22 protein-coding genes and 1 pseudogene are annotated in these 24,655 nt (G+C 73.0%); 11 read left to right on the top strand and 12 right to left on the bottom strand.

Translation table 11 applies throughout. The features are described 5' to 3' along the window. Positions 1 to 97 precede the first annotated feature (97 nt). Entirely contained in the window at positions 98 to 934 is an 837-nt protein-coding gene (locus ACH4EB_RS26070) for an ABC transporter ATP-binding protein (protein ID WP_398350121.1), read from the top strand. Positions 935 to 1,029: 95 nt separating this feature from the next. Here the strand turns inward: ACH4EB_RS26070 and ACH4EB_RS26065 are convergent, their stop codons facing one another. Then, positions 1,030 to 2,148 carry a ferritin-like domain-containing protein gene (locus tag ACH4EB_RS26065; RefSeq protein ID WP_398350120.1) on the bottom strand — a complete coding sequence of 373 codons (1,119 nt, stop codon included), beginning with the start codon at positions 2,146 to 2,148 and terminating at the stop codon, positions 1,030 to 1,032. 171 nt (positions 2,149 to 2,319) lie between these two features. Between ACH4EB_RS26065 and ACH4EB_RS26060 the strand changes: the two genes are divergently transcribed. The 5 genes from ACH4EB_RS26060 to ACH4EB_RS26040 all read left to right on the top strand — a co-directional run bounded on the left by ACH4EB_RS26060 (position 2,320) and on the right by ACH4EB_RS26040 (position 7,943). Then, positions 2,320 to 3,267 carry a diiron oxygenase gene (locus ACH4EB_RS26060; protein WP_398350119.1) on the top strand — a complete coding sequence of 316 codons (948 nt, stop codon included), beginning with the start codon at positions 2,320 to 2,322 and terminating at the stop codon, positions 3,265 to 3,267. A 164-nt stretch (positions 3,268 to 3,431) separates the two neighbouring features. Beyond that, positions 3,432 to 4,172, top strand: coding sequence for a TetR/AcrR family transcriptional regulator (locus tag ACH4EB_RS26055; RefSeq protein ID WP_398350118.1), 741 nt, complete (start codon positions 3,432 to 3,434; stop codon positions 4,170 to 4,172). Positions 4,173 to 4,256: 84 nt separating this feature from the next. Next, positions 4,257 to 4,520: a hypothetical protein gene (locus ACH4EB_RS26050; RefSeq protein ID WP_398350117.1), complete on the top strand. Its 264-nt coding sequence runs from the start codon at positions 4,257 to 4,259 to the stop codon at positions 4,518 to 4,520. A gap of 323 nt (positions 4,521 to 4,843) precedes the next feature. After that, a complete protein-coding gene (locus tag ACH4EB_RS26045) occupies positions 4,844 to 6,220 on the top strand; it encodes an NlpC/P60 family protein (RefSeq protein WP_398350116.1) in 1,377 nt (458 codons plus the stop codon). A gap of 148 nt (positions 6,221 to 6,368) precedes the next feature. Continuing rightward, positions 6,369 to 7,943 carry an alpha/beta hydrolase gene (locus ACH4EB_RS26040; protein WP_398350115.1) on the top strand — a complete coding sequence of 525 codons (1,575 nt, stop codon included), beginning with the start codon at positions 6,369 to 6,371 and terminating at the stop codon, positions 7,941 to 7,943. A gap of 153 nt (positions 7,944 to 8,096) precedes the next feature. Here ACH4EB_RS26040 and ACH4EB_RS26035 read toward each other — a convergent pair whose 3' ends face one another. From ACH4EB_RS26035 to ACH4EB_RS26015, 5 genes are read right to left on the bottom strand one after another with little or no spacing between them, the layout of a single operon-like run. Beyond that, complete coding sequence (locus ACH4EB_RS26035; protein ID WP_398350114.1) at positions 8,097 to 9,347, bottom strand: styrene monooxygenase/indole monooxygenase family protein; 1,251 nt, start codon at positions 9,345 to 9,347, stop codon at positions 8,097 to 8,099. A 39-nt stretch (positions 9,348 to 9,386) separates the two neighbouring features. Beyond that, complete coding sequence (locus ACH4EB_RS26030; RefSeq protein WP_398350113.1) at positions 9,387 to 10,046, bottom strand: GTP-binding protein; 660 nt, start codon at positions 10,044 to 10,046, stop codon at positions 9,387 to 9,389. 4 nt (positions 10,047 to 10,050) lie between these two features. Next, entirely contained in the window at positions 10,051 to 10,452 is a 402-nt protein-coding gene (locus ACH4EB_RS26025; RefSeq protein WP_398350112.1) for a DUF742 domain-containing protein, read from the bottom strand. Beyond that, the gene (locus ACH4EB_RS26020) at positions 10,449 to 10,946 is read right to left on the bottom strand and encodes a roadblock/LC7 domain-containing protein (protein ID WP_398350110.1); all 498 of its coding nucleotides are present in this window, start codon (positions 10,944 to 10,946) and stop codon (positions 10,449 to 10,451) included. Before ACH4EB_RS26020 ends, ACH4EB_RS26025 begins: the two co-directional genes overlap by 4 nt. Continuing rightward, on the bottom strand, positions 10,943 to 14,212 hold the full coding sequence (locus ACH4EB_RS26015) for a nitrate- and nitrite sensing domain-containing protein (protein ID WP_398350109.1): 3,270 nt from the start codon (positions 14,210 to 14,212) through the stop codon (positions 10,943 to 10,945). The genes ACH4EB_RS26020 and ACH4EB_RS26015 overlap by 4 nt, the downstream gene beginning before the upstream one ends. A 667-nt stretch (positions 14,213 to 14,879) precedes the next feature. Between ACH4EB_RS26015 and ACH4EB_RS26010 the strand changes: the two genes are divergently transcribed. The 3 genes from ACH4EB_RS26010 (at position 14,880) to ACH4EB_RS26000 (ending at position 17,984) form a co-directional block, all read left to right on the top strand. Further along, entirely contained in the window at positions 14,880 to 15,725 is an 846-nt protein-coding gene (locus ACH4EB_RS26010; RefSeq protein WP_398350108.1) for a protein phosphatase 2C domain-containing protein, read from the top strand. A gap of 150 nt (positions 15,726 to 15,875) precedes the next feature. Beyond that, positions 15,876 to 16,586, top strand: coding sequence for a TetR/AcrR family transcriptional regulator (locus ACH4EB_RS26005; RefSeq protein WP_398350107.1), 711 nt, complete (start codon positions 15,876 to 15,878; stop codon positions 16,584 to 16,586). A gap of 36 nt (positions 16,587 to 16,622) precedes the next feature. Further along, positions 16,623 to 17,984, top strand: a complete 1,362-nt coding sequence (locus ACH4EB_RS26000; RefSeq protein ID WP_398350105.1) for a cytochrome P450 — start codon at positions 16,623 to 16,625, stop codon at positions 17,982 to 17,984. A 99-nt stretch (positions 17,985 to 18,083) separates the two neighbouring features. Here the strand turns inward: ACH4EB_RS26000 and ACH4EB_RS25995 are convergent, their stop codons facing one another. The 3 genes and pseudogenes from ACH4EB_RS25995 to lon form a co-directional block, all read right to left on the bottom strand. After that, positions 18,084 to 18,575: a MarR family winged helix-turn-helix transcriptional regulator gene (locus ACH4EB_RS25995; protein WP_398350144.1), complete on the bottom strand. Its 492-nt coding sequence runs from the start codon at positions 18,573 to 18,575 to the stop codon at positions 18,084 to 18,086. Positions 18,576 to 18,862: 287 nt separating this feature from the next. Next, positions 18,863 to 19,420, bottom strand: a pseudogene (locus ACH4EB_RS25990) (Uma2 family endonuclease). 170 nt (positions 19,421 to 19,590) lie between these two features. After that, on the bottom strand, positions 19,591 to 22,035 hold the full coding sequence (lon, locus tag ACH4EB_RS25985) for an endopeptidase La (protein WP_398350104.1): 2,445 nt from the start codon (positions 22,033 to 22,035) through the stop codon (positions 19,591 to 19,593). A gap of 306 nt (positions 22,036 to 22,341) precedes the next feature. Between lon and ACH4EB_RS25980 the strand changes: the two genes are divergently transcribed. After that, complete coding sequence (locus ACH4EB_RS25980) at positions 22,342 to 22,611, top strand: hypothetical protein (RefSeq protein ID WP_398350103.1); 270 nt, start codon at positions 22,342 to 22,344, stop codon at positions 22,609 to 22,611. A 114-nt stretch (positions 22,612 to 22,725) separates the two neighbouring features. On the opposite strand, the gene ACH4EB_RS25975 is transcribed toward ACH4EB_RS25980, so the two are convergent. Continuing rightward, positions 22,726 to 22,869, bottom strand: a complete 144-nt coding sequence (locus ACH4EB_RS25975) for a hypothetical protein (protein ID WP_398350102.1) — start codon at positions 22,867 to 22,869, stop codon at positions 22,726 to 22,728. 89 nt (positions 22,870 to 22,958) lie between these two features. Here ACH4EB_RS25975 and ACH4EB_RS25970 point away from each other — a divergent pair, with 89 nt between their 5' ends. Then, entirely contained in the window at positions 22,959 to 23,258 is a 300-nt protein-coding gene (locus ACH4EB_RS25970; protein WP_398350100.1) for a hypothetical protein, read from the top strand. 87 nt (positions 23,259 to 23,345) lie between these two features. Here ACH4EB_RS25970 and ACH4EB_RS25965 read toward each other — a convergent pair whose 3' ends face one another. Together ACH4EB_RS25965 and ACH4EB_RS25960 are read right to left on the bottom strand one after the other, a co-directional pair. Further along, complete coding sequence (locus ACH4EB_RS25965; protein ID WP_398350098.1) at positions 23,346 to 23,735, bottom strand: VOC family protein; 390 nt, start codon at positions 23,733 to 23,735, stop codon at positions 23,346 to 23,348. Between the two features lie 102 nt (positions 23,736 to 23,837). Further along, positions 23,838 to 24,491: a rhomboid-like protein gene (locus ACH4EB_RS25960; protein ID WP_398350097.1), complete on the bottom strand. Its 654-nt coding sequence runs from the start codon at positions 24,489 to 24,491 to the stop codon at positions 23,838 to 23,840. Between the last annotated feature and the right edge of the window lie 164 nt (positions 24,492 to 24,655).

The raw sequence follows: 24,655 nt of genomic DNA, 5'->3' as shown, positions 1-24,655 counted from the left end.
GGTCCGCGGCCTGCTGGGGCTGCCGGGGCACGCCGGCCGGCGGTCCACACCCCGGACACCGCCCCACAAAGCTGCCCCGTACAGCTAACGTGCCGCCATGACGACCTCGGAGCCCTCGGACCCCACCGCCCCCGCGGCCCCTGGAAGCCGTGTGATCGCGGCCCTCCACGACGCGAGCGTCCGCCGCTTCACCACCGGGCAGGTCATCCTCGACAGCGTCGACTGGACCGTACGCACCGGTGAACACTGGGCGCTCCTGGGCGCCAACGGAGCGGGCAAGACCACCGTCCTGCGGCTGGTCGGCGCACTGATGTTCCCCACGACCGGCACGGTCGAGGTGCTCGGTCACCGCCTCGGCACCGTCGACGTACGCGAACTGCGCGCCGCGATCGGCCTGGTGTCCAGCGCGCAGAAGGTGCCCCAGGACGCGACCGGCCACACGGTGGTGCTGACCGGCGCGACCGGCACCGTGCAGCCGCTGTGGGGGAAGTACGACGACGCCACCCGCGAGCGCGCCCACGAGCTGCTGGCCGAGCTGGAGTGCAAAGAACTGGCGGACCGGCCGTACGGCGTGTGCTCCGGCGGCCAGCGGGCCCGCCTCCTCATCGCCCGTGCGCTGATGGCCGATCCGTCACTGCTCCTGCTGGACGAGCCGTTCAACGCGCTCGACCTGCCGTCCAGGGAGGATCTGATCGACACCATGCACCGCCTGGCCGAGGGCCGCCCCGGCCTGTCGACGGTGACCGTCACCCACCACCTGGAAGAGCTGTCCCCCGCCATCGGCCACGCGCTGCTGCTGCGCGAGGGCCGCGTGCAAGCGCTGGGCGCGGTGGCGGACGTCCTCACCGGCGAGCGTATGACGGCCTGCTTCGGCCGGCCCATCGAGGTGACCCGCCACGACGGCCGCTGGCTCGCGCGCTCGGGGCGCCGCTGACCGTCCGGCCGGCCTGGCAGGGCGCACCCGGCCTGGGCAGGACGTACGAGCGAGCGGGGGGACGGGCGCGCGGCCCGGGGCTCGGGCGCAGGCGCTCAGGCCGGCTCCCCGTCCTCCGTCCCCGCCGCGATCGTCTCCGCCACCTCCGCCGTCCGGGCGCGCTCCTCCCGCGCGAAGCGTTCCGCGTCGAGCTGGTCGGCCAGTTCCTCGTCCTGGGCCATGAGCCGGTCCAGGCTGGAGTCACCGAGGTCGAAGACGCCCATGTCCACGTACGCGCGCTGGAGGCGTTCGCCCCACAGACCGATGTCCTTCACGCACGGGACGATGCGGCTGAAGAGCAGACGGCGGAAGAGGTGCAGGAATTCGGAGTCCTCGGTGATCTCGGCGGCCTCCTGGCGGGGGACGCCGAAGTTCTCCAGGACCTCCAGGCCGCGCAGCCGGTCGCGCATCAGGTAGCAGCCCTCGATGACGAACTCCTCGCGTTCGCGCAGTTCGGCGTCGGAGAGCTGTTGGTAGTAGTCGCGCAGCGCCAGCCGTCCGAAGGCGACGTGCCGGGCCTCGTCCTGCATGACGTAGGTCAGGATCTGCCGGGGCAGCGGCTGGGTGGTGGTGTCGCGGATCATGCCGAAGGCGGCCAGCGCCAGCCCCTCGATCAGGACCTGCATCCCGAGATAGGGCATGTCCCAGCGGGAGTCCCTGAGGGTGTCCCCCAGGAGCGCCCGGAGGTTGTCGTTGACCGGGTAGAGCATCCCGATCTTGTCCTTGAGGAAGCGGCTGTAGATCTCGGCGTGCCGGGCCTCGTCCATGGTCTGGGTCGCGGAGTAGAACTTCGCGTCGAGGTCGGGGACGGTCTCCACGATCCGCGCCGCGCACACCATCGCGCCCTGCTCGCCGTGCAGGAACTGGCTGAACTGCCAGGCCGCGTAGTGCTGCCGCAGTTCGCCGCGCTCCTTGTCCGACATCCGGTCCCAGTACGGCGTGCCGTACAGGGAGACCGACGCGTCCGGGGTGCCGAGCGGGTCGTACGGGTCGACCTCCTGCGCCCAGTCGATGCGCAGATTGGCGTCCCACTGCTTGTCCTTGCCCTTCTGGTAGAGGGCCAGCAGCCGTTCCCTGCCGTCGTCGTACTCCCAACTGAGGCGGGCCGGGCTGCCCGCCGGCACGGTCCATGCGTACGCGCCCGGATCCTGTGTGTACAGCTCACGGCTCGACACCAGCGCCTCCTCGCCTCGCACCCGATCCCCGTACCGGAGACGGTCGTTGGCAGGCTCACACGGGACTTACCGGCGGGTCAACATTTCGCGCGCAGGGGATTGACGAGCTTGCTGACAAGCAGTCTCATAAGACGTGACCGCGGGTAACCCACGAGCGAGGTAACCACAGCCATGACGACCGTGACGACAGCGACGACCGTGACGGAGCCGGAAGTCCTCCGGGACGCCCTCGGGCTGCTCAAGGACCGCGAGCAGGTGGCGGAACGACTGCTCGACTCCTCCGCCAAGCACTCCTTCGACCCGGACACCGAACTCGACTGGGACGCACCCCTGGAAGAGGGCAAGTGGTTCTGGCCGCCGGAGCTGGTGTCCCTCTACGACACCCCGCTGTGGAAGAAGATGTCCGAGGAGCAGCGGATGGACCTGTCCCGGCACGAGGCCGCCTCCCTGGCCTCGCTGGGCATCTGGTTCGAGATCATCCTGATGCAGCTCCTGGTCCGGCACATCTACGACAAGTCCGTCACCAGCGCGCACGTTCGCTATGCCCTCACCGAGATAGCCGACGAGTGCCGGCACTCCAAGATGTTCGCGCGCATGATCCAGAAGGGCGGGGCGCCCACGTACCCCGTCTCCCGCCTCAACCACAACCTGGCGCGCGTCCTCAAGACGGTCTCCACCACACCCGGTTCGTTCGCCTGCACGCTGCTCGGCGAGGAGATCCTGGACTGGATGCAGCGGCTGACCTTCCCGGACGAGCGGGTCCAGACGATCGTGCGCGGCGTCACCCGCATCCACGTCGTCGAGGAGGCCCGCCACGTCCGGTACGCCCGTGAGGAACTGCGCCGCCAGATGGTCACCGCGCCGCGCTGGGAACAGGAACTGACCCGGGTCAGCAGCGGGGAGGCGGCCCGCGTCTTCTCCATCGCCTTCGTCAACCCGCAGGTGTACACGAACGTCGGGCTGGACCGGCGGGAGGCGGTCGCCCAGGTGAAGGCCAGCGGCCACCGCCGCGAGGTGATGCAGTCCGGCGCGGGCCGGCTGACCGAGTTCCTGGACGACATCGGCGTACTGCGCGGCGTCGGCCGCAAGCTCTGGAAGAGTTCGGGGCTGCTGGCGTAACCGGCGGAACGCGGGTGCGAGCCGGGCCCGGAGCGTCCGGCTCGGCACCGTCCGGGGCCGGACCCGGGACGCACCGGCGCAGCGCGGGGTCCGTGCGCACGTACGCGCCCCGGGCCCCCGAACCCGCCCCGGCGCTTTCCCGGCAGGCCGGTTACGCTGCTGGGATGAACGGCAGCGGCACCGCCCCAGCAGTACCCCGACCCGCCTATCGCAGGCTCAGCGTCGAGGAGCGCCGCTCCCAACTCCTGACCGCGGCCCTGGGGCTTTTCGCCCAGCGCGCTCCCGAGGACGTCTCGCTGGACGACGTCGCGGCCGCCGCGCAGGTGTCCCGGCCACTGGTCTACCGCTATTTCCCCGGTGGCAAGCAGCAGTTGTACGAGGCCGCCCTGCGCAGCGCGGCCGACATACTGGAGGGCTGCTTCGACGAGCCGGAGGACGGCCCGCTGACCCAGCGCCTCGGCCGGGCGCTCGACCGCTACCTGGCGTTCGTCGACGAGCACGACGCGGGGTTCAGCGCCCTGCTCCAGGGCGGCAGCGTCGTCGAGACGGCCCGTACGACCGCGATCGTCGACGAGGTGCGGCGCACCGCCGCCGAGCAGATCCTGCACCACCTCGGCGCCGCCGCCCCGTCCCCCCGGCTGCGGATGGCGGTCCGTACGTGGATCACGGCCGTCGAGGCCGCCTCCCTGATCTGGCTGGACGAGGACAAGCAGCCGCCGCTGGACGAACTGCGGGACTGGCTCGTCGACCACTTCGTCGCGCTGCTGACCGCCACCGCCGCGACCGACGAGCAGGCCGCGCAGGTGGCGCGGGCGGCGCTGGCGATGGAGACCTCCGAGGGTCCGGTCGGCGTGCTGGCCCGGCGGATCCTGCCGGTCGTCGCCGACGCGGCCCACCTCCTGTGACCCGGGCCCGCCCGGCCCCCCTCCCGGCCCGAGTGGCCTGACCTGCGCTTTCGCCCCACTGTGTATCGATGTGAGACTGATGGGGTGAGAAGCGAGAACACCCCGTTCGTCGGCGGCCCGCTGGACGGGCGGGTCCTGCCGGTCCTCGTCGGCGCGACCGGTCAACCGCCGAAGACGTACGAGATCCCGGTGCCGAACGACGACGGCAGGCCGCCGACGGTGCATCTGTACCGGCGGGCCCCGGGCCGCGTGGGGCGGCTGGGACTGCCCCGCGGCTGGAAGTACGAGTACGACCCGGAGGGCAGGCCGCGGAGCGGCCCGAAGTGGCCGTGGCCGAAGCGGCGTTGATCACCCCGGCGCGAGAACCGGCATGCCGCTGACCGGCTTCCCGGACACCGGCAACCGGGACAACGCCTTCCCGGCACTCAGGCCGACCCGGGTCGCCGCCGGGGGAACTCCGACGCGTGGCACAGGAGGTGACTGGGCCTCAGCAGCACGACGGGGCCGCCGGCGGGTGCCGGGACACGCCCCCGGCCGCCGATCGGGTGACCGTACCGCTCCGGTGGCCGCACCCCCACGGTGAAGATACGACCACCGTGGCACGATCCGAACGAACCGGGCGGCGGACCGCGGGTCCGCCGAGGCCGTAGCTGTCCGTCGGAGGTGGGTTCGTGTCGCAGCGGTGCACGCCGGGTCGGTCCCGGCCGGGGCGGATCGTACGGTCGGTCTGCGCGACGGCGCTGGCGGGTGCGGTCACCCTGACCCTGCCCGCCGGGTTCGTGCACGCCGTCCCGGAACCGGACCCGGCCGCGACCGGGGCGCTCCGGCTGCCGGACGGGCCGGACGGGTCCGGCCTGCCCGACGGGTCCGGGCTCCCTGACGGATCCGGACTCCCCGGCACGGACGACCCCGGCGTCTCCGACAGCACCGACAGCACAACCGATACGGCTGACGCGGGTGGCCCCGGCGACGGCCCGGCCGCGGCCTCCGGTGACGCGCCCGGTTCCGGTGACGCCTCCCTCCGCCGGCTGCTGGCCCGCCTCCAGGACCTCTACCGGCGGGCCGAGCAGGCCACCGAGGCGTACAACGCCACCGAGGAGGACCTGAAGGCCCAGCGCGCCACGTCACGGGACCTCAACCTCCGGCTGGCCCGGGCCCGGACCCGGCTCGCCGACGGGCAGGCGGACGCGGGGCGGCTGGCCCGCCTCCAGTACCAGGGCGGCGGCGCCGCCGGGCTCTCCACGTACCTGCGCATGCTGCTCTCCGCCGACCCGCGGGCGGTACTGGAGGAAGGGCACCTCCTCAAGGAGGCGGCCGGCAACCAGGCCGCCACCGTCGCCCGGCTCACCGGCAACGAGAAGCGGGCCGGCGAGCTGGCGAAGGCGGCACGGGCCGCGCTGGACGAGCAGCAGGTGCTCACCGAGCGGCGCCGGCAGCAGCGGGACGCGGTCGAAGCCCGCCTCAAAGAGGTCGAGGAGCTGCTCGCCACCCTCTCCGAGGAGCAGCTCGCCGAACTGGGCCGGCTGGAACAGCGGGGCATGGACGACGCGCAGCGCGGCCTACTGGCCTCCGGCGAGCTGAGCGGGTCCCGGGCGCCTTCGGCGAGCGGCGACCGGGCCGTCCGGTACGGCCTGCGGCAGGTCGGCAAACCGTACGTCTGGGGCGCGCAGGGGCCCGGCTCCTTCGACTGCTCCGGCCTGACGTCGCAGGCGTGGTCACACGCCGGGCGGCCCATCCCGCGCACCAGCCAGGAACAGTGGCGGCGGCTGCCGCACGTGCCGCTGCGGGCGCTGCGCCCCGGTGACCTGGTGATCTACTTCCCCGGCGCCACGCACGTCGCGATGTACCTCGGGTCCGGCATGGTGGTCCAGGCGCCCCGCCCCGGCGCCCGGGTCAAGGTCTCCCCCATCGCGGCGAACCCGCTGCTCGGAGCCGTCCGCCCGGACCGGGACGCCACCTCTCTGCGCGGCTACGTCCCGCCACCGCTGCCGGACGACGCGACGGCGGGCGCCGACACGGGCTACGGATCGGCGGCGGGCCCGGCGTGACCGGGGTGGTCCTGGTGCCACCCCCACAAGTGAAACCTGGGTGATCGATTCGCCCGGCCCCGCACCGCAGCATCGTTCCCGTACGGCCACACGGCCACACGGCGTACGGCACACGGCCGTACGCACGCCTCGGGGAGGAACGACGACGATGCGGATATGGGCGAAGCGGCGGCGCGGATGGGCCGTCGCGGGACTGGTGACCGCGACGGTGGCGGCCCTGCTGCCGGCGGCCGGCGGACCGGCGGCAGCGACGACGGGGACCGCGACGGCGGCAGGCGGTACCCGCCTGCCCGCCCGCTACACGGAGCAGCGGCTCGCCTGGCAGCCCTGCGCCGGTGCGCCGTCGCTGGAGTGCGCGACGATGACGGTGCCGCGCGACTGGCACCACCCCGCCGAGGGGCCGGACCTCAGCGTCTCCGTGTCCCGGCACCGGGCGGCCGGCCCGGCGGGGGCCCGGCGCGGCGTCCTGATGACGGCGGCGGGCGGGCCGGGCGGCCAGGGCCTGTCCAGGCCGGCGAGCTTCGCCGAGGACTCGCCCGCGGTGGCCGCCGCCTACGACATCGTGGGCTTCAACCAGCGCGGACTGCCCCAGAGCACACCCCTGACCTGCCAGACCCCGGCGGAGTTCGACGCGTTCTTCGGCGCCGACGCGCGGGACCGCTCGCCCGCGGCGGTGCGCGGCGTCGTACGGCGTGCCCGGAAGCTGGCCCGCGCCTGCCAGGAGCGCGGCGGCGGCCTGGCGCCGTACATCACCACCGACCAGACCGTGCGCGACATGGACCTGTTCCGCGCGCTGCTCGGCGCCCGCACGGTCTCCTTCTACGGCCCCTCGTACGCCACCATGATCGGCGCCTACTACGCGACGGAGTTCCCGCGCCGCGTCGACCGGCTCGTCCTGGACAGCCCGGTCGGCTTCGACGGCACCTGGCAGACCTTCGAGGAGGGCCAGCCGCGCAGCTTCCAGCGCCGGTTCGAGCAGGACTTCCTGCCCTGGCTCGCCGCTCGCGACGGCACGTACCACTACGGGCGTACCGCGGCGGCGGCGCGGGCGAAGTGGGAGGCGCGCCGCCGGGCCCTGCGCGACCGCCCGGCCGACCTGGGCGACGGGCGGCAGGTGACCCCCAACCGCCTGGACTTCGGCACCAGCCAGGCTCTCTACGACGCGGCCCAGGGCTTCGCCCCGCTGGCCACCGCGCTCGCCGCCCTCGACCACTGGGACACCGCCACGGCGGCCGAACGCGGCATGGCCGGGAAGGTCTTCGGCGGCTACCTCAGCCCGGGGTTCCTCGCCGAGTTCACCGCGGTGACCTGCAACGACACTCCCTGGAGCCGGGACATGGACGCCTGGGTCCGCCGCACCGCCAGGTACACCGCGAAGTACCCGCTGCTCGGGGCGCGCTCCCTGGCCTTCTCGGCCACCTGTGCCGCCTGGCCCGCCTCGCGCGCCCCGCGCGTCCACGTCACCGGCAAGGGCCTGCCGACGACGCTCATGCTCGCCTCCCGGCACGACCCGGCCGCCCACTATGAAGGCGCCCTGCGGGCCCACCGGGCGCTGCGCGGCTCCCGTCTGGTCACCGTCGGCGGCGGCGACCACGGCCAGTACCGGAACGCCAACCCCTGCGTGGACGCCCTCGTGGACCGCTACCTGCTCACGGGCGCGGCCCCGGCGGGGGACGTGAGCTGCCCGCAACCGGCCCGTCCGGCGCCTGAGACCGACCAGTGAGCTGTCCGGCCGCCACCGGCCCGTCCGCCGTTCGAGGACAACCGGCGCCCCGCCCACACCGGGATCACGCCTCCCGCACAACGAACGGCCACACGCATCCGGCCCGTCCGGCCCTTGAGGACAGCGCGCCCCTGGGCGCACCAGGACCACCGGTTAACCGAGCGAAGCGAGATACGCCTCCGCCTTCTCCGCCTCGAAGAAGAAGTTCTCGAAGTCCGCCGGATCGTCGAAGCCGTTGGCGAACCGGTCGGCAACCGGCTGGAGCTGCCCCGCCGCCCCGATCAGGTTCAGGACGTGCTCGGGCGGCGGCGCCAGCATCGCGTTGGTCCACTTCGTGACGTGCTGGGCGGTCTGCCAGTAGCGGTCGAAGGTGGAACGCATCCACTCCGCGTCGAAGGGCCGGTCGCCCCGCTCGACGATGGAGGCGAGGTAGGAGGCGGCGCACTTGGCGGCCGAGTTGGAGCCCTGGCCGGTGACCGGGTCGTTGGCGACGACGACGTCCGCGACGCCGAGGACCAGCCCGCCGGAGGGGAGCCGGCCGATGGGGTGGCGCACGGTCGGGGCGTAACGTCCGGCCAGGGTGCCGTTGGCGTCGGTCAGCTCGACCTTCGTGGCGCGCGCGTACTCCCAGGGGGTGAAACGTTCCATGAGCTCCAGCGTCGTCGCCAGGTGCTCGTCGGGATCCCTCATGCCCGCGAAGACGTCCAGCGGGCCGCCGGGTATGCCCTCCCAGAAGAGGATGTCGGCCCGGCCGGAGTTGGTCAGCGTCGGCATGATGAACAGTTCGCCGACGCCCGGCACGAGGTTGCAGCGCACCGCGTCGAAGTCGGGGTGCTCCGGGCGCGGGTCCAGGCCGTGCACATACGCGACGGCCAGCGCGCGCTGCGGGGCGTCGTACGGGGAACGGGAGGCGTCCCGGCCGAACATCGACACCAGTTCGCCCTTGCCGGCGGAGACCAGCGTCAGGTCGTAGCGGCTCGCGAAGAAGTCGAGGTCGGAGACGGCGGCGCCGTGGATGACGAGCTGCCCGCCGCGCTGCGCGAAGGTCTCCATCCAGCCGGCCATCTTCAGCCGCTGGTCGACGGACTGGGCGTAGCCGTCCAGCCTGCCCACCCAGTCGACGGCCCGCCGGGTGCCGCCGGGCTCGGCGTGGCTGCCGGGCTCGGCCACCGAGACGCCCAGGCCCTCGATGCGCGGGGCCTGGTTCTCCCAGAAGTTCAGGGCCAGGTCACGCTCGTGCTGGAGGGCGGTGTGGAACATGCACTGCGTGGACATGACCCGGCCGGAGCGGATCTCGTCCGCGGTGCGGTTGGACATGAGGGTGACCTCATAGCCCTGCGACTGGAGCCCGAGGGCGAGCTGGAGACCGGACTGGCCGGCCCCGACGATGAGTATCTTCCGCATGGTGGTGCTCTCTTCCCAGGTACGGGGGGCGGCTCGGGGCTATTCGGGAGTGGCGTCGAGGGCGTGGGCGACGAGCGCGAGCAGCGACTCGATGACCGTGAACCGGCGGCGCGCGTCCATGATCACGACGGGCACGTGCGGCGGCACGGTCAGCGCCTCGCGTACGTCCTCGACGGCGTACTCGGCCGTCCCCTCGAAGTGGTTGACCGCGACGATGTACGGCAGGCCGCAGCTCTCGAAGTAGTCCAGCGCCGGGAAGCAGTCGTCCAGCCGCCGGGTGTCGGCCATGACGACGGCGCCGATCGCGCCGCGCACCAGGTCGTCCCACATGAACCAGAAACGTTGCTGCCCCGGCGTGCCGAACAGGTACAGCACCAGGTCGGAGTCGAGGGTGATCCGCCCGAAGTCCATCGCGACCGTGGTCGTGGTCTTCTCCGGGGTGGCGGACAGGTCGTCCGTGCCCTCGCTGGCCTGCGTCATCACCGCTTCGGTCTGCAAAGGGGTGATCTCGGAGACCGAGCCGACGAAGGTCGTCTTGCCCACGCCGAAGCCGCCCGCCACGACGATCTTGGTCGCGATGGGGGCCCGGGAACGATCCGTCTGCCAGCTCTGCAGCCCCGCTTCCTCGGCGGCCGCCGGCGCCCCGGCGTCGGCGGACCCGTGAGGCGCTCCGGCCACCCCGGCCGTACCGGCCGTCATCGTGTCAGAGCCTGCGAAGTCCACCCAACACCCTTTCGAGCAGCGCGCGGTCGGGCCGACCGGTGCCGTGCCCGGTGCCGTAGACGCGGATCTTTCCTTGGTCGGCGAGGTCGCTGAGCAGGACGCGGACCACGCCCAGCGGCATCTTGAGCAGCGCGGAGATCTCCGCCACCGAACGCATCCGGCGGCACAGCTCCACGATCGCCCGCATCTCCGGCATCACCCGGTCGCCCCAGCCGCCGGACGTCAGCTCCCGCCGCTCCTCGGGAGCGTCCAGCGCCGCCACGAACGTCTCCACGAGCAGCACATGGCCGAAGCGGGTGCGCCCGCCCGTGAGGGAGTACGGGCGCACGCGCGAGGGTTTCCTGTCCCCGCCGCGTACGGGCAGCTCGGGTGCGGTGCTCACTGGGCGCTCTCCATCGACTTGCGCAGCTCGCTGCGGAGTTCGGGGGTCAGGACATGGCCGGCCCGGCCGACGAACAGCGCCATGTGGTAGGCGATGACGCTCATGTCGCAGTCCGGGGTGGCGTGCACCCCGAGCAGCGAGCCGTCGCTGACCGACATGACGAAGAGACTGCCCTCGTCCATCGCGACCATCGTCTGCTTGACCGTTCCGCCGTCCATCAGCTTGGCGGCACCCGTGGTGAGGCTGCCCAGCCCGGAGACGATGGTGGCGAGGTCCGCGCTGGACCCGCGGGGCCCCGCCGGCGCGCCGGGCCGCCCCGCCGGGGCCGCCGCGGCGACCGCTCCCGGGTCGGAGGAGAGCAGCAGCAGCCCGTCGGAGGAGACCACGGCCACCGAACGGATGCCTGGCACCTCGTCGACCAGGTTGGTCAGCAACCAGTGCAGATTCCGTGCCTCACTGCTCAGTCCGTAAGCAGTGGGCGCTTGCGCCTTCAATCGCGTGCCTCCTCGACAACGTGGCTCTGTCCCGGGGCCCCCGCTCCGTCGGTGTCCGTCTGTGGGATGGTCTGCTCCGCTGTACGTTCCGCGATCTCGGCCTCGACGTCGCGCCGGCCGTCCCGCGCCCCCTGCTGGAAGCCGCCGAGCCGGGCCCGCAGCGACTCGGCGGTGGCCGCCGCGTTGCCCGTACGGGGTGTGGCGGGCGGCTTCTGCGCCACGATCCGGGGCGTGCGCTTGGGCAGGCCCTGGTCGGTCAGCCGGGGCCGGCGCGGCGCGTCGGCGCCTTCGTCGGCGGGCGCCGCGGCGCGCTCACCGGCTCCGGCGGCGTACGGCCCCGCGGCGTACGGCCCGGCCGCGCCGGGTCCACCGGTCGTGTCCGCGGTGGGAGCCGCCGCTCCGGGTACGGCGGGGCGCGCCGAGTCCCGGGAGCGGGCGTGCTCGTCGGTGTCCGGGGCGCCCTTGGCGTACGGGCCGGGCGACTGGGGTCCGTACGGGCTCGGCTGACCGGCGGCCGGGGCCTCGGCCACGTCCGTACCCGTGTCCGTTCCCTCGCCCGTTCCCGGCGTGGCGGTGCCCGCCGCGCCCACGGCGCGCTCCGCCGCCGCCACCAAGGGGTCGCCGACCGGGTCCGGCGCGGCCGGCCCCGTACCGACGGCCGCGCCGTCCGCCGCGGCCGGTTCCGGGGACGCGTCACCGGGCACCCCCGGGCCCGCGCCCGGGACGCCGTCCGCGTCCTCGTCCGCGTCCCCGTACCCGTCCGTGTCTGTGTGCACGGACGGCGGCTCGGCGTCCGCCTCGCCCCGCTCCAGGCGCGGCAGCCGCGTCTGGAGCGTGTTGGAGTTGGCCTCGGCGACCGAGCCGGGCAGGTTCTGGACGCCGCTCCCGCCGGGCGGCGAGGGCGCGACGGAGCCCGGCGCGGGGCGGGTGGGCAGCAGGGCCGCGGGCAGCACGACGACGGCCGTGATCCCGCCCTGCTTCTGGTCCCGTAGCTGTACGCGCACCCCATGGCGGGCGGCGAGCCGTACGACGACGTACAGACCGAGCCCGAGGATTTCGTCCGCCGTGTCCAGGCTGTCGTCGCTCCCGGACGCGTCCGCGAGGCGGTCGTTCAGCTCCGCCAGCCGCTCCGCGGTCATCCCTATGCCCTCGTCCTGCACGGAGAGCATGACCTCGCCGCTCTCCAGCAGCCAGCCGGACAGCTCGACGTGGGAGTCCGGCGGGGAGAACGCGGTGGCGTTCTCCAGGAGTTCCGCGACGAGGTGGCTGATGTCGTCGGCGGCGAATCCGGCGACCTGGGAGTGCGGCGGCAGCGACTGCACCCGGACCCGCTCGTACCGCTCGATCTCGCTGATCGAGGCCCGCAGCACGTCCAGCAGCGGCACCGGCCCCGGGTGCCCGGCGCCGTGCTCGGTACCGGCCAGCACCAGCAGGTTCTCGCTGTTGCGCCGCATCCGGGCGGCGAAGTGGTCCAGCTTGAAGAGGGTCTCCAGCCGGTCCGGGTCCTGTTCCTTCTGCTCCAGCGACTCGATGACGGTCAACTGGCGCTCCACCAGGTTCAGCGTGCGCAGCCCCAGGTTGACGAACCGGCCGTGCACGCCGGTGCGCAGCGCCGCCATCCGCTCGGTGAGGACCGCGACCTCCTGGCGCAGCGACTCCCGCTCCTCCTGGAGCACCTCGCGCTCGGCGGCCAGCCGCCGGCGCCCGCCGATCAGTCGGCCGCGTTCGCCCTCCAGTTCGGCGACCCGGCGCGTGACCTCGCCCACCTGGGCGTGCAGGGCGTTGACGGACCGTACGGCGTCGGCGAACTCGTCGTTGCGGCCCTTGAACGCCACCGGCGCCTCGCCCGCCGGGTCGGCCGCCACCCGCGCGGCGCCCAGCCGCAGCGCCGCGAGCGGCCGGGTCACCGAGCGCCACGCGGAGACGCTGGCGCCGACCGCCAGCAGGAGGCAGACGCCGACCAGGGCGATACGGATCTCCAGCGCCGTCACGTCGTCGTCGCGCAGCGCGCCCAGCCGGTCGATGTCGGCGGTGGCCATCGACGCCTCGACGCCGCGCATCAGGCCGAGCCGGGCGGTGAGCGCGGTCTTCACGCGCGCGCTGCTCAGCCGCTGGTCGTCGAGGTCCAGGCGCGGCTGGTCGGTGAGCTTGGCGAGATATCCCTCGGCGGTGGCCACGTCGCCGCCGTTGACGGTGCGGTCGTAGGCGTCCCGTCCCTTGGGGCTCGCGGACTGCTTGAAGGCGGCCAGCGCGGCCTGTTCGCGGACGACCGCCTGCTGTGCGGCGGCGGTCAGCCGGGCCTGCGGGCCGCCCGCGGCGAGGGCCGGGACGAGCAGGGCGCGGGCCGCGGCCGCCTGGTCGGTGGCGCGGCCGAGCTGCGGCAGGGCCCGTACGTCCGGGGCGACGTCGCTCGCGCGGGCGGGCAGGTCGCGGGCGATGGCGTCGGAGAGCGCGCCGAGCGCCTGCACGGCGGCCGTATAGGCGTCGAAGGTCTCGGTGACCTGGCCCGGTCCGGACAGCGCCTTTTGGCGGGTCCGCGGCAGCGCGGTGAGAAGCCGGTCGGCCGCCCGGTACGTCTCGGTGGCGCCGGCGGCACCGTGCGACGCGGCGCGCAGTTCGCTGATCTGTCGGTCCACGCGGGCCCGCTGGGACTCCGAGATCCCGGCGCCGCCGGACTTGGCGGACCGCCCGCCCGCGACGTACTCGGTCATCGCGTCGCGCTCGTCGGCGAGGGAGTGCGCGAGGGTGACCGCGTGCGCGTTCAGCCCGGCCAGGTCGACGAGCTGCTGGGAGTCGTGGACGTCGTCCAGGGCGGAGACGACGGCGGGCGCGCCGGCCCCGAGCACGGCGAGCGCTGCCACGGCCACGGCACCGACGAGCCGGTTGCGCACCCGCGCGCGACGGCCGGTGGGGGCGGCAACGGGCGGGGGCGGCGCGGGGGTGGACTTCGGGCCGCGCTCCGGAGGGTGCTCGGCGCTGGTCTCGGGGCCGGCCTCGGGGCTGCTCTCAGGGCCGGCCTTGGGGCTGCCCTTCGGGGCGGCCTTGGGGCTGCTCTTGAGGCCGGCCGTGCCGGGAGCGGGTGCCGGGCCGGTGTCGGGGGTGGGCTTCGGACCGGTTGCGGGGGCAGGCGTCGGCCCGGTCCCGGCCTCGGCTCCGCCCGGGTTCTGCGTACGGGGGTGGGGAGCGGCGCCGTCGGGGGCGTTCCCGGGCGCGGGCGTACCGGACGGGGCCCCGAACGCGGTGTTGCCCGGCACGGCACCGGTCATGAGAGGAGCACCGGCCTGGAAGGCGTCACGGCCCCCTGGAGCCGTACCGGCGACCGGAGGCGTACCGGTGCCCGACGGCAGGCCCGCGGCCGGCGGCGCACCGGCCCCCGGTGGCACGCCCGGAGCCGTACCCGAAAACGAACCGGCCGGTGATCCCGGCCCGACCGCGCCGTCCCGAAGCCGCTTCTTCCGCACCGCTGCTCGCATTCCTGTCTCGCCTGCCCACACCGTGTGGTCCCGCGGACCCGGTTCGCTCTCGCTCGCGGCGCGTACCTGTGCGAAGACCGCAGCATTCACACGTCCGCGAGGGAAGCAGCCCGGCTCTGCGCGTCGCGACGAGTGTTCAGGCGCCTCCCATGATCCGGGCCACGACCATTCCACCGGCATCGCGCAGCGGCCCGGCAACGTACACCCGGCCACTCGAATGAGTGAACATCAATCGGAAGTTGACCATCAACTTCCGATCAAGGCCGCTCGGCGATGCAACCCCGCGCAACCCCCGAGCGGGTTTGGAGAACCGTGCGGCTCCTGGAAAGATGCGCGCCCGCACGTTCGGCGACCGCGATTTCCAGCCCCGTCGCGCGCCTCTGACCTGCCGATACGTCCCCGAGCCCGGCGAAGTCCGCACACCGCGGGAAACCGGACGCGCTGCGGCAGACTTGCCGTCATGCGCATCGAACTGGCCACCGAGCCGGGAGACCCCCAACACCCGAACGAGGACTACACGTCCGTCGCCCTGCCCGCCTCCGGCCAGGGCGGGACCCTGGTCCTCCTGGACGGCGTGACCCCGCCGCCGGACGACACCGGCTGTACGCACGACGTGCCGTGGTACACCGCGCGGCTCGGGGGCGCGATGCTGGAACTGTCCGGTTCATTCCGGGATATGACGCTCCCTGAGGCACTTTCGGCCGCCATCTCCCGGACGGCCGAAGTTCACCGCTCCACCTGTGACCTTTCTCACGTCCGCACGCCCCAGGCAACCGTGGTGGCCGTCCGGTGGTCGCCGGCCACCGTCGAGTACCTGGTCCTGTCCGATTCCGTACTGCTCGTCGAGCACCCGGACGGTACGGTGCGGCCGATTCTGGACACCCGCCTGGACGAACTGCCGCCCACCGTGCGGGCCCTGCGCGACGCCGTACGGGCCCTGCCGCGCGGCTCCGCCGAACGCGTCGCCGCAGGCCGCGAGTACGGAGCGGCGGTCGAGGCGCTGCGCAACACCGAGGGCGGCTTCTTCACCGCGGCGGCCGACCCGGCGGTGGCCGCACGCGCGGTCACCGGCTCCCTGCCGCGCGCCGAAGTGCGGGCGGTGGCCGCGCTCAGTGACGGCGCGTCACGGTGGGTCGAGGTCTTCGGCGAGGGCTCATGGGCGGACTGCCTCGCGGTGGCGCGCAAAGAGGGGCCACAAGCCCTGGTCGACCGGGTGCGGACCCTGGAGGACGCCGACCCGGCGGGGGTGCGGTTCCCGCGCGGCAAGTCCCACGACGACGCGACGGTGGTCCTGGTCGAGCCGTAACCCGGCGTGGTGGGGCGGCAGTTGGCGGGCAAGCGTGGCCGGAAACGCGGCGTACGGCTGGAAACCGCGTTGTCCGACAGTCTCCGCCCGGCCTAGCTTTGACTCTGTGACCAGATTCGACATCTGGTCACAGAGTCAGGGGGAGGAACCGTGCACGCCGACGAGCGTACGGAGCGGGGCGAACGCATCCTGGACGCCGCGTGCGAGCTGCTGCTCGCCTGGGGCTACCGCCGCGTGACCGCGGACGAGATCGCCCGCCGCGCGGACGTCGGCAAGGGCACCGTCTACCTGCACTGGAAGAACAAGGACGCGCTGCTGCTCGCCGTGGTCCTGCGGGCCAAGGCGGCCGACCACCGCAGACAGTCGGAACGGATGCGGGCCGACAGCCGCAACATCCTGCCCAGCCGGGGCCTGCGCGCGTCGCTCCTGGACTTCATGGACGACCCGGTGCTGCGCGCCCTCCACCTCGACGATTCCGACATCCTCGGGCGCCTGAACGACATCGCCAAGAAGGAACTGGCCGAGCTGGTGGTCGCGAGCACCGAGACCCTGCGCTCACAGTTGTCCACCCTGCGCGCCCACGGCCTGGTGCGCGAAGACCTGGGCGTCGACCAGCAGATGTACATCTGCATGGCGGCGGCGACCGGCTTCTTCCAGGCCGAGGTGCTGTTCTCCGAACGCGCCCCGTCCTGCCCGGAGGAGCGGGCCGACCTGCTGTCCCACACGATCCGCACCGCGCTGGAGCCGCACGGCGAGCCCGACCCACGGAGCACCGCCGCGGTGGCTCCCGCCATCATCACGCGCTACGAGCGCCTGGAGGAGCTGAGCCGGCAGGAACTACGGCGCCAGCTCCGCCAGTGACCCCCGGTCACACCCTGATCAGGAGGAGAACGCACGATGACCACATCGCCCACCGGGTCCGCAGCGGCCACCCCGCCCGGCTCCACCGCCTCCGCCTCGACCACCACCGCCCCGCTGCCCACCTACGTCGGCCTGCACCCGGGCGAGCCGAGCCTGATGGAACCGGACCTGCTGGACAACCCGTACACCGGCTACGGCCGGCTGCGCGAGCAGGCCCCGCTCGTCCGCGCCCGCTTCCTCGACGACTCGCCCATCTGGCTGGTCACCCGCTTCGACGTGGTGCGCGAGGTCATGCGCGACCCCCGCTTCCTCAACAACCCGTCCCTGGTGCCCGGCATCGCCGAGAACGAGGACCCGCGCTCCCGGCTGCTCAAACTGTTCGGCATCCCCGAGCACCTGGCCCAGTACGTGACGGGCACCATCCTCACCAGTGACCCGCCGGACCACACCCGGCTGCGCCGCCTGGTCTCGCGCGCCTTCACCGCCCGCCGCATCCAGGACCTGCGGCCCCGCGTCGAGCGGATCACCGACGAGCTGCTGGACCGGCTGTCCGCGCGCGCCGAGGACGGCGTCGTCGACCTCATCGAGCACTTCGCGTACCCGCTGCCCATCACGGTCATCTGCGAGCTGGTCGGCATCGACGAGGAGGACCGGGCGCTGTGGCGGCGCTTCGGTGCCGACCTCGCCTCGCTGGACCCCAAGCGCATCGGCGTCAGCGTGCCGGACCTGATCGGACACATCCACGAGGTGATCGCCGAGCGGCGCGCGGCCCTCCGGGACGACCTGCTCAGCGGGCTCATCCGGGTGCAGGACGACGACGGCGGCAAGCTGAGCGACGTCGAGATGGTCACCATGGTCCTGACGCTGGTACTGGCCGGTCACGAGACCACCGCCCACCTCATCAGCAACGGCACGGTCGCCCTGCTCACCCACCCCGACCAGCGGCGTCTGCTGGACGAGAACCCGGCGCTGCTGCCGCGCGCGGTCCACGAGCTGATGCGCTGGTGCGGGCCGATCCAGGCCACCCAGTTGCGGTACGCCTCCGAGGACATCGAGGTCGCCGGTGTCCAGGTCCGCCAGGGCGACGCCCTGATGTTCAGCCTCGTCGCGGCCAACCACGACCCGCGGCACTACACCGAGCCGGAGCGGCTCGACCTGACGCGGCAGCCGGCGGGCCGCGCCGAGGACCACGTCGGCTTCGGGCACGGGATGCACTACTGCCTGGGCGCGTCGCTGGCCCGGCAGGAGGCCGAGGTCGCCTACGGCAAGCTGCTCGCGCGCTACCCGGGCCTGGCCCTCGCCGTCACCCCGGAACAACTGGAGGAACAGGAACGCATCCGGCAGCCCGGCGCCTGGCGTCTGCGCCGCCTCCCGCTGCGGCTGCACCCGAAGGCGTAGCCGTACGGAGCCCGTCCCTGCCGGAGCGGAAGCGGCCGCCCGCGGAGGAGGCGGCCGCCTCTCTCCGGAAGTGGCGGGAGGCCCCCGGCCCGGGGGCTCTCAGCCCCTCCCGCAGCCCTTCCCGCAGCCCTCTTCCGCGTCCTGCTCCGCGTTCAACCGGTGCAGCAGGCGGGCCAGTTCCGCGACCTCGCGGCGGTCCCAGGAGGCGAGCCGCCGCGCGTACTGGGCGCGTCGGCTGTTGCGTACGCGGCCGAACCGTTCGCGCCCCTCGTCGGTGAGGCGGACCAGCACGGCCCGCCCGTCGGCCGGGTCCGGCTCGCGGTCGATCAGGCCGAGGTCCTCCAGGGCGCGCAACTGCCGGCTCATCGTCGCCTTGCCCACACCGAAGTAACCGGCGAGTTCGGTGGCCCGCTGCTGCCCGGCGTCGGCGAGGCGTACGAGCAGGCCGTACGCGGCCGACTCCAGCTCCGGGTGCACCTCGCGTGCCAGCTCACCGGAGGTGGCGCGGGCACGGCGCAGGAAGACCGCCAACTCCCGCTCCAGGGAGAGGAACACCTGGTCCACACCATGGGGCTCGTCCGCCCCCGCCATGCCGTCGGGTCTGGTGTTGTGCACGTCAGCGCCCTCTCCCGCTTTCCGGACCGTGAAAGTTTCCACCGGCGGCGGCCGAAGCCGCAGCTTGTCCAGTATTTCGCAGGATGAGACCAACGGACGCCCGGCTCCCCTCTTTGCCCCCTCCGGCCGCTACGCGCGGACCGTCGTCGCCGCGTCTCCGGCAGGGCCGGACCGGACATGTCGGCATGGGCACGTCTCTGCTCTGGGGGGCGACGGCGGGGCCCCGGCGCGGAGTGCGCCGGGGCCCGGATCAGCGTGCGCCGTCACTCGCGGCCGAAGTCCGCCGTCTCCAGCGTCGGGCCGACGGCCGTGCCGGTCAGATCCACCGGATCGCCGAACCTGATGGCCGGGCCGAGCCGGTACGTACCGTCCTTGGGGTCCGTGAAGAGGTGGCACTGACCGAGCTACGGATCCACGACGAGGTAGACGGGCACGCCCGCCAGCGCGTAGGCGTCCCGCTTGGGGCCGTGGTCGTTGCGCGCCGTGTTCCTGGAGACGACTTCGGCGACGAATTCGATGTCCTGGTACCGCCGGCGCCCCTTGTCGTCTTCCTCGGCGCCGCCCCGCAGTGCGATCACATCGGAGGCGAAGCCGTTGAGGTCGCGGGGGAAGTCGAAGCGCACGTCCGACACGATGTGCTTCTTCGGGTACCTGGCATGTGGCTGCATGACGAGATCGAGGATGATGTGCCAGTGGTTGGCCCGTTGCGGCGACAGGAAAATGTTCCCCTCGACAATCTCTGGCTTGTAGCCCTCGGGGACGGGCATCCGCTCCAGCCAGTCGAACATCATGTCCGGGCTGAGCTTGTCGCTGTCGGCCATCTCGATCTCGATCCTGTTGCCGATCCGCTCGATGGTCACCGTGCGCTCTCCCCCGCCGCCGCGATGTGCGGGCAGGCGCGCAGGACAACGATACGCACGGTGACAGGGCCACGCGCGGCCCGGAGCCCCCGTGTCAGGGGGCGCCGGGCCGCCGTGGCCGACCGCGTCCGTCACGCCGCGGCCGGGACCTCCGGGTCGGCCGGGACCTCCGGAGTGACCGCGGCCGCCGGGGTGGCCGCGGCCCCGGCCGGGGTCAGGGCCAGGTCGAGGACCTGGCGGACGTCGGAGACCGGGTGGACGTCCAGCTTCTCCAGGATCTCGGCGGGCACGTCGTCCAGGTCCGGCTCGTTGCGCTTGGGGATGACCACGGTGGTGATGCCCGCCCGGTGCGCCGCGAGCAGTTTCTGCTTGACGCCGCCGATCGGCAGCACCCGCCCGGTCAGCGAGACCTCACCGGTCATCGCCACATCCGGGCGCACCTGCCGCCCGGAGAGCAGCGAGGCCAGTGCCGTCGTCATCGTCACACCCGCGCTCGGGCCGTCCTTCGGGACCGCGCCCGCCGGTACGTGCAGGTGGACGCCGCGCTCCTTCAAGTCGCCGACCGGAAGCTCCAGTTCCGCGCCGTGCGAGCGCAGGAAGGACAGCGCGATGTGCGCGGACTCCTTCATCACGTCACCGAGCTGGCCCGTGAGCTGGACCCCCGACGCGCCGGTCTCCGGGTCGGCGAGCGAGGCCTCCACGTACAGCACGTCGCCGCCCGCGCCGGTGACCGCGAGACCGGTGACCACGCCCGGCACGGACGTGCGCCGCTCGGCCGGGTCCTGCGCCGACTCCGGGGTGTGGTGCGGCCGCCCGATCAGCGGACGCAGCTCGTCCACGCCCACCGTGAACGGCAGCGCACGCTCGCCCAGTTCGCTCTGGGCCGCGACCTTGCGCAGCAGCCGCCCGACGGCCCGCTCCAGATTCCGTACGCCCGCCTCGCGGGTGTACTCACCCGCGAGCTTGTGCAGCGCCCCGTCCGTGAGCGTGACCTCGCCGGGCTCCAGACCGGCCCGCTCCAACTGGCGCGGCAGCAGGTGGTCCCGGGCGATGACGACCTTCTCGTCCTGGGTGTAGCCGTCCAGCCTGACCAGCTCCATACGGTCGAGCAGCGGCTCCGGGATGGCCTCCAGGACATTGGCCGTGGCCAGGAAGACCACGTCGCTCAGGTCCAGCTCGACCTCCAGGTAGTGGTCCCGGAAGGTGTGGTTCTGCGCCGGGTCGAGGACTTCGAGGAGGGCCGCGGCCGGGTCGCCCCGGAAGTCCGAGCCGACCTTGTCGATCTCGTCCAGGAGGACGACCGGGTTCATCGAGCCGGCCTCCTTGATGGCGCGCACGATGCGGCCGGGCAGCGCGCCGACGTACGTACGCCGGTGGCCGCGGATCTCCGCCTCGTCCCGTACGCCGCCGAGCGCGACCCGGACGAATTCGCGGCCCATGGCGCGGGCCACGGACTCGCCCAGCGAGGTCTTGCCGACGCCGGGCGGGCCGACCAGCGCCAGCACGGCGCCTCCCCGGCGGCCGCCCACCAGGCCGAGGCCGCGGTCCGCGCGCCGCTTGCGCACGGCCAGATACTCGGTGATGCGCTCCTTGACGTCCTCCAGACCGGCGTGGTCGGCGTCCAGGACCTCCTTGGCGCCGGGAATGTCGTACGCGTCCTCCGTGCGCTCGTTCCACGGCAGCTCCAGCACCGTGTCCAGCCAGGTCCTGATCCAGCTTCCCTCCGGGCTCTGGTCGCTGGACCGCTCCAGCTTGTCGACCTCCTTGAGCGCCGCCTTACGGACGTCCTCGGGCAGCCGGGCCGCCTCCACGCGGGCGCGGTAGTCGTCGCCCTCGTCCTCCGGGTCGCCGTTCAGCTCGGCCAGCTCCTTGCGGACGGCCTCCATCTGGCGGCGCAGCAGGAACTCGCGCTGCTGCTTGTCGACGCCCTCCTGGACGTCCTTGGCGATGGCCTCCGCCACGTCCTGCTCGGCGAGGTGCTCGCGCAGCGCCTCGGTGGCCTGCTTCAGGCGGGCCACCGGGTCGGTGGTCTCCAGCAGCCGCACCTTCTGCTCGGTGCTCAGGAACGGTGAGTAGCCGGAATTGTCCGCGAGCTGCGAGACGTCCTCGATCTGCTGGACGCGGTCCACGACCTGCCAGGCGCCGCGCTTCTTGAGCCAGTCGGTGGCCAGGGCCTTGTACTCCTTGACCAGCTCGGTGACCGCGCCGGGCAGGGGCTCGGGCACCGTCTCCTCGACGGTGGTGCCCTCCACCCACAGGGCGGCGCCGGGGCCGGTGGTGCCCGCGCCGATACGGACCCGGCCGAGGCCGCGGATCAGCGCGCCGGGGTCGCCGTCGGACAGCCGTCCGACCTGCTCGACGCGGCCCAGCACGCCGATCGCCGCATACGCGCCGTCGACCCGCGGCACAAGGAGCACCCGCGGCTTGTTACCCGGTGAGGCAGCGGACTGCGCGGCCTCCACGGCGGCCCGCACGTCCGCCTCCGAGAGGTCCAGGGGGACCACCATGCCGGGCAGGACGACCTCGTCGTCGAGGGGCAGTACGGGCAGAGTGAGCGAGGTGGACGTCGAAGCCATGATCTCCCCTTCGGCAGGCAAGTTGAGCTGTACTCACTCAATGCGTGTGAGGTGGGAGATGTTCCCCCGCGCCTGTTCGCTGTGAGCGATCACCCACCGGCGGCTGTTCGGCTGTCCGGCCGCTGGGGGCGGGGCTCCGGTGCCCTCAAGCGCCGGACGGGCTTGTGCCGGCGCTCGGGATGGGCGGGGCTCACCTGGCAGGGGCGGCGTCCGGCGCCTTCGGCGCGGCTCGCCCCGTGGGGAACGAGGTCGTGCGGCCAGGGGCCACGGCCCTGTTCCCGTACAGCCAGGGCGCTTGATGCCTGATTGGCGAGACACATCCACCTGGCGGCGCGGAACCCGTTGCGGCGGTGGTCCGTCGCCGTGGTCGCCGCCCTGGCGGCACTCGCCGTGAACGTGACGGTGGCCGCCCCGGCGGCGCAGGCCGTCGACAACGACGGCACCTCGCCGTTCGCCACGTACAACATGCACGGCTCAGACAACGACCTGACCTGGCGATCGGAGATCGAGTCCCTGGCCGCGAACCACGCGGCGGTGGCGCTGCAGGAGGTCGGCGCCGGGCCCCTATGCCGGTGAACGAAAACCGGAACAATTACTGCCATACCCGGCTTTCTCACGACCGCGCCCCCAGCCCAGTTCCGTCACGGTGGTCGCCTGGCCCATCGGCAACAACGTCACCCACTACGTGTACTAGAGGACGTGGTCCGGCGAGGTGACCGCTCCGGGCCGCTCGACCAGGTCCGCGACTTCGCGGCCAGGGACCGCCGGGATGCGGCCTCCCGGATCGTCGCCGGCACGTGCGACGACCCGCGGGCGCAGTGGACGGTCAGCCACCTTCCGATGTCGGGACCCGAGCAGGGGAGGAACTCGCCACCGGGACCTGGCACGGTACGGAGGTCCTGGAGCTCCAAGGGGAACGCGACGTGAGCATGCGGGAAGCCGTGGGCGTGATCGCGAACGCTGTGGGTGCGGACGACTTCACCTATGAGCGGACCAGCCTCGCCGACTTCCCTGCGGCACTCCGCAGCAAGGGGGTGTCCGTCAACGTCGCGGACATGATGGCCGAGGTCGGCGAAGCCGTTAACTCCCGTCACATGCGTATGGAGCAGCCGCGTACCGCCCGCACATCCACCCCCACCTCCCTCGAACGGTTCATCGAGGAAGAATTCGCTCCCCGGTACCGCGCAGGGGCAGGCCATTACTCAGCGCTACACGCCACCTGACCGTAGCCGTACGAGGACAGTGCCGCTACGCGAGGCGTGGTTGCGGAAGGCCGGAGCGTGGGCGGCTGTTCCGCCGCTGTGGGGTGCTCAGGTCCGGGTCATGTGCATGAGTTCCCAGACGTGGCCGTCGGGGTCCTGGAAGCTGACGCCGTACATGGGGCCCTCTTCCATGGGCGGCTTCCAGGGGCTCGCGCCGGCCGCCAGCGCCTTGGCGAGGATGTCGTCGGCTTCTTCCCGGCTGTCACAGGACAGGCAGGTGAGGACTTCCTTCGTCTTCGCGGCGTCGCTGATGTCGCCGTTGATGAAGTCCCGGAAGCGGTTCTCCTGGAGGAGCATGACGCAGATGTTCTCCTCGACGACCATGCACAGCGTGTGCTCGTCGGAGAAGTCGGGGTTGAACGCGAAGCCGAGGCGGGTGAAGAACTCGCGGGAGACGGCGATGTCCTTGACCGGCAGATTGACGAAGATCATTCGCATGGTGGGTGCCTCTTCCTGACGGAGCGGGGCCCCGGCCTCCCGAGCCGGGTGCAACCCTCGCTCCACCTCCCCGTGAAGCCATGGAGAAGCGTGTTCAAGAAGCTAGCAACGGCCACTGACAATCGCCGCCGGACGAGGCCCGCGGGGGCGTCGCAGGAGAGGCCCGGCGAGCGTCCCGAGGATCAGGGCGAGAAGGTGGCCCGAGTCGCTGACGGGGTCCTCGGAGACCAGCAGGTTGTTGACGGCGAACCAGGTGACGCCCATCAGGAGCGGCCACCGGGCCCAGGCCGGCAGCAGGCCCGCCAGCGCGCCGGTGCAGGCCATCACGCCGAAGCTGATGCCGTAGTCGAGGCGTTGCAGGGAAGCGGCGGGGAGGTGGCCGAGGGCCACCGCGGCGCCGACCGGCAGTTCGGTGGCGAGGGTCGCGAGCGTGTGGCCGCCGAAGAAGACCGCCGCCGTCCGCAGCGCGCCGGCCCGGCGTTCCAGGGCCGTCAGGACGAACAGGAAGGCGACGGCGTACGCGGAGGTCAGGCCGCCGGCGATCCACAGGGCACTGGCGACGAGCACCCGCAGCGGCGCGTGCGCCAGGTGCTCGACATCCGTACTGGAGCCCCGGAGCAGGGCGTGGACCAGTTCGGGGTCGGCGTGCTCGGCGAAGATCGAGGTCGCGGTCAGGAGGAGGGTGTAGGCGAAGGTGAAAGGGGTGCTCAGGGGGCCGGGGAGCAGGCGCCAGGGCCTGGGGCAGCGACGCCGCACCGACCGGAACCCCCGTACCGGCCATGCCGGATGGATCGGCCGCGCCGGACGTATCGGCCGAGCTGCCGGTACGGGGCCGAGAGCCGGGGGCGGGGCCGGGGCCGGGGCCGGGGCCGGGTTCGGTGCGACGTCGAGGGCCGGGGCGGGCGCCCCCTCGGCCTCGC

The organism is Streptomyces sp. NPDC018045 (assembly GCF_044327445.1).
Lineage (GTDB): Bacteria > Actinomycetota > Actinomycetes > Streptomycetales > Streptomycetaceae > Streptomyces.
This window is presented reverse-complemented; position numbering and strand designations above follow the sequence as displayed.

What these genes read in the sequence shown, in the direction of transcription:
- ACH4EB_RS26070 (WP_398350121.1), top strand. Translation starts at nt 98, where the DNA reads ATGACGACCTCGGAGCCCTCGGACCCCACCGCCCCCGCGGCCCCTGGA.
- ACH4EB_RS26060 (WP_398350119.1), top strand. Translation starts at nt 2,320, where the DNA reads ATGACGACCGTGACGACAGCGACGACCGTGACGGAGCCGGAAGTCCTC.
- ACH4EB_RS26055 (WP_398350118.1), top strand. Translation starts at nt 3,432, where the DNA reads ATGAACGGCAGCGGCACCGCCCCAGCAGTACCCCGACCCGCCTATCGC.
- ACH4EB_RS26040 (WP_398350115.1), top strand. Translation starts at nt 6,369, where the DNA reads ATGCGGATATGGGCGAAGCGGCGGCGCGGATGGGCCGTCGCGGGACTG.
- ACH4EB_RS26035 (WP_398350114.1), bottom strand. Translation starts at nt 9,347, where the DNA reads ATGCGGAAGATACTCATCGTCGGGGCCGGCCAGTCCGGTCTCCAGCTC.
- ACH4EB_RS26030 (WP_398350113.1), bottom strand. Translation starts at nt 10,046, where the DNA reads ATGACGGCCGGTACGGCCGGGGTGGCCGGAGCGCCTCACGGGTCCGCC.
- ACH4EB_RS26015 (WP_398350109.1), bottom strand. Translation starts at nt 14,212, where the DNA reads ATGACCGGTGCCGTGCCGGGCAACACCGCGTTCGGGGCCCCGTCCGGT.
- ACH4EB_RS26010 (WP_398350108.1), top strand. Translation starts at nt 14,880, where the DNA reads ATGCGCATCGAACTGGCCACCGAGCCGGGAGACCCCCAACACCCGAAC.
- ACH4EB_RS26000 (WP_398350105.1), top strand. Translation starts at nt 16,623, where the DNA reads ATGACCACATCGCCCACCGGGTCCGCAGCGGCCACCCCGCCCGGCTCC.
- ACH4EB_RS25995 (WP_398350144.1), bottom strand. Translation starts at nt 18,575, where the DNA reads ATGGCGGGGGCGGACGAGCCCCATGGTGTGGACCAGGTGTTCCTCTCC.
- lon (WP_398350104.1), bottom strand. Translation starts at nt 22,035, where the DNA reads ATGGCTTCGACGTCCACCTCGCTCACTCTGCCCGTACTGCCCCTCGAC.
- ACH4EB_RS25965 (WP_398350098.1), bottom strand. Translation starts at nt 23,735, where the DNA reads ATGCGAATGATCTTCGTCAATCTGCCGGTCAAGGACATCGCCGTCTCC.